Annotated in this window: 2 protein-coding genes, 1 tRNA gene and 1 rRNA gene; 1 reads left to right on the forward strand and 3 read right to left on the reverse strand. The window is 36.9% G+C overall.

The features are described from left to right. Positions 1 to 492 precede the first annotated feature (492 nt). Positions 493 to 1743: a DEAD/DEAH box helicase gene (locus tag MTCD1_RS18030; RefSeq protein ID WP_057179166.1), complete on the reverse strand. Its 1251-nt coding sequence runs from the start codon at positions 1741 to 1743 to the stop codon at positions 493 to 495. 91 nt (positions 1744 to 1834) lie between these two features. Between MTCD1_RS18030 and MTCD1_RS18035 the strand changes: the two genes are divergently transcribed. Further along, positions 1835 to 3439: a response regulator gene (locus MTCD1_RS18035; RefSeq protein WP_057179164.1), complete on the forward strand. Its 1605-nt coding sequence runs from the start codon at positions 1835 to 1837 to the stop codon at positions 3437 to 3439. Positions 3440 to 3455: 16 nt separating this feature from the next. On the opposite strand, the gene MTCD1_RS18040 is transcribed toward MTCD1_RS18035, so the two are convergent. Then, positions 3456 to 3540, reverse strand: a tRNA-Tyr gene (locus MTCD1_RS18040). A gap of 140 nt (positions 3541 to 3680) precedes the next feature. Continuing rightward, positions 3681 to 3795: ribosomal RNA gene (gene rrf / locus MTCD1_RS18045) — 5S ribosomal RNA — on the reverse strand. Positions 3796 to 3829: the final 34 nt, after the last annotated feature.

Genomic DNA, 3829 nt, shown 5'->3' on the forward strand with positions numbered 1-3829 from the left:
TTTGCATGAACATCATTCATTAAGCGTTTTTGTTCTCCCCGAAAGGAAAACTATGTAAAACAACATTAATGTGAGTGTCCACACAAATTGCATGATAACTAATTGTTAAAGAAATAAGCAGTAATCGCATTCGTTACTCGCTTTAACTCCTTGCTAACGTTGCCGTTTGCCCGAAGCAGGATGCGTATAATACGCTTCCGAGTTTTGATGTCAACGTTTTTCTTGATAATAAAGTAAAGTATTTTAAATACTTTTAACGTTACATTAAGTTAGCTTATATACCTTAATAAAGGTGAGATAACTTATCAAAACAGTTCCTTAATGATTCATTTTAGCTGAACCCCTTGGAACTGGAGCGCATTCTAGCGAATTTTTGTCTTAGTACAAGAGTTAATTTCACTTTTTTGTTTGTTCGATTATAAATGCCGCTATTCGCTTATTATCCGAATTAGTATAGGTCATAAATAGCACAAAAGTCGTAAGCTTTACACCTTACCTTCTTCTACTTCTCGATCCGGGCTTTCTTTTGTTCGAGTTATCTCCTGGAGACAATGCATTTCTTCTAGCATTTTTTTTATTTATTGGTTTTTTGTCTGATTGAACAGTTTTTGTTAAATCTGGCTCATAACCAGGTAACCACTGCTGTAATAATTGGATATCAAGTAATTCTTCAATTGCTGTTAGGAGCCACTCTTCACCTACACTCACTAACGATACTGCTAAGCCAGAATTTCCTGCTCTAGCAGTACGACCTATACGATGAACATAATCTTCAGCATTATATGGAAGTTCATAATTAATAACATAGTTAAGACCTTTTATATCGATGCCTCGCGCAGCTACATCGGTCGCGATTAAAGCTCTTATATTTCCTTCTTTAAATTCATGAAGTGCTTTTTCACGGGCCCCTTGAGATTTGTCACCATGTATAGCTAATGATTTAATGCCATCTTTAGTCATTTCTTTTGCTAAATAATCTGCACATTGCTTTGTGCGTGTGAAAACTAAAACTTGTTGCCAGTTCTTTGACCCAATTAAATAGGAGGTAAGTTCCCTTTTACGATCAGCATCTACAGCATAAACAATTTGCTCGACATCATCCGCAACTGTGTTTTTCTCATCAATTTCTACAACTTTTGGATTTACTAATATACTTTTACTCATTTTGTATATGTCATCGGCAAATGTTGCAGAAAAGAGCAAGGTTTGTTTCTCAACAGGAAGGTATTTACGAATTTGATCTATCTCCTCTTTAAAACCCATATCCAACATTCGATCTGCTTCATCAAATACGACAGTATTTATCTGTTCTAAAGAAAGATGCTCACTTCTAATAAGATCTAATAATCGACCTGGTGTTGCAACTAAAATGTCTAAACCAGTTTTTATCTCTAAAATCTGCTTCTTTGTACTAACGCCACCATATGCAATGCCAATATTTACACAAGTAAACTGACCATAATGCTTGAAGCTTTTATATACTTGTTGGGCAAGCTCCCTTGTTGGTGTGAGCACTAGCGCGCGGATATTGGTACTGATAGGTTTTTCTGATAATAATTGCTGAAGAATTGGCAAGGCAAAGGCAGCCGTTTTACCTGTTCCGGTTTGCGCTCTTGCCATCACATCATGGTTAGCTAGAATTAGAGGTATACTTTGCTTTTGAATTTCTGTGGGTTCATTATAAGCAGATTCAGCTATTGCTTTAAGCAATGCTGGGTCCAAAGAAAAAGAAGAAAAGGTCATTCGTTTAGCCCGTGAGTATTGAATGGGCTAATTGTATCAGAAGAGATGTATTACCATCTCGGTTATTAGAGTATTTGACATTAAGGACGTTATGGCAAAGCCCAATTATCAAAATATGAAATTCTTGATCGTTGACAACATCAAGCCATCACAGGATATTCTTAAGCAATTTGTTATGCACCTGACGACAAAGCAAGTTGACAGTACCCATTACGCACAAGATGTTGCAGCCATTTGTCAGCAGAAATCTTATGACGTTATATTATTAGGCTATGACTTAGGAGATAACCAAAAGAATGGCCAACAAATCCTTGAGGAATTGAGGGTCAACAGATATATAAATAGACATTGTATTGTTATTTTAATAACCGCTGAAGTTTCTCAAGCTATGGTGCTTGCTGCTCTTGAACATAAACCTGACCATTATTTATGTAAACCCTACTCTCTATATGAACTAGATAAGCGCTTAAACAATTGCCTAGCTAAGAAAAAGGCCATGGCAGATATTTATTATGCCCTCGATCTAAATAAACCCTTACTTGTCATAGATAGGTGTGAGCATGCATTAGCAAATAATACAGTTTATAAAGCTGAATGCTTAGGTATTATCTCAAGGCAATACTTTGAATTGGAACGGTACGACGAAGCAAAATCAATCTACCTTGCCTATCAAAACGCCGCCAACTGTCAATGGGCAACAATAGGACTTGGTAAATTAGCGCTACATCAAAACAAACTAAAACAGGCTGAAAAATTATTTAAATTACTAATACAAGATTACCCGCTATATTTATCAAGCTATGATTGGCTTGCTGCTACTTATGAAGAGCAGTTTCATCATATTTATGCTGAGGATATTTTAGAAAAAGCGCTTAAACTTTCACCTCGTTCCCTAAATAGATTAAAGAGGTATGCGCAGTTATGTATTCACAATCAACATTTTGATAAGGCCACATTAGCTTATGAAAATAATCACAAACTTGCTCATAATTCTATCCACCATTGTGCAGACAATACTATTAAGTACGTACAGGCTCTTATAGAACATACGCCATCACTTTCCCTTGTCGATGCGAAGAAGATGAATAGCAAAGCTTTAAGCTTTATGAAACAAATGATTAGGGACTTTAAAGATGTTGATATCAGAATTCAATCCCATCTGCTTGGCGCGTGCTTATTTGAAATTACCAAAGAAATTGATTTAGCAAATGCAGAAATTAAACTTGGACAACTTTTACTTACACGGGAGCAAGATAATATCCCGCACAAAAAATTAATAAATATATCACTTACCTTAAAAAAGCTGAACCAGGGTAATCTTGCCACACAGATCTTACTTTCTAGCGAAAAAATCAACTCTAAAGATGATAAATCCAACAAAGAGACCAGTGTTAGTTTAAAAGATCTCGCTCAAGCTAATATTGAACTAGGGCTATCCTTATATTCGAACAAAAAGTACCACCAGGCTATTATTAAATTAAGAGAAGCTGAGGCAATGTTTCCTAAACATATAGGTATTAAACTAAATCTGATACAGGTGCTACTAGTATCCTTCGAAGAAAACCGTGAGCGTAACACTGATTTGCATAGTGTAAAAAGATTGTTAGTTGAGGTACATGCTTTAACACCGACTACTGAAGAACTTGAAAAGCTGAAAAAAATGCAAAAAAAATACCAGCTGATTGCTGGTATTTAATCTTCCAAAAGGAATATGGTGGAGGGAGGTGGATTCGAACCACCGAAGGCGGAGCCGTCAGATTTACAGTCTGATCCCTTTGGCCACTCGGGAACCCCTCCACGGGGCCATTTTTATCAACAACTTGCTGATAAGAATTAGAAGTCTAGCAATGTCCCGCTGCGCTCTCACATGGGTTTTCTGTAACATAAGTCACACTACCATCGGCGCTGTTGCGTTTCACGATTAAACTATAATAGGAGTCTAGCAATGTCCTACTCTCACATGGGAACTCCCACACTACCATCGGCGCAACTGCGTTTCACTTCTGAGTTCGGAATGGGATCAGGTGGGGCCACAGCGCTATGGTCGCTAAACAAAAAAGGGTACAATCTAGAAATTTGATATAAA

This window comes from Colwellia marinimaniae, assembly GCF_002207865.1.
GTDB lineage: Bacteria > Pseudomonadota > Gammaproteobacteria > Enterobacterales > Alteromonadaceae > Colwellia > Colwellia marinimaniae.

Excerpts from the sequence above, each read along its gene's own strand:
- MTCD1_RS18030 (WP_057179166.1), bottom strand. The coding sequence starts at position 1,743 with ATGACCTTTTCTTCTTTTTCTTTGGACCCAGCATTGCTTAAAGCAATA.
- MTCD1_RS18035 (WP_057179164.1), top strand. The coding sequence starts at position 1,835 with ATGGCAAAGCCCAATTATCAAAATATGAAATTCTTGATCGTTGACAAC.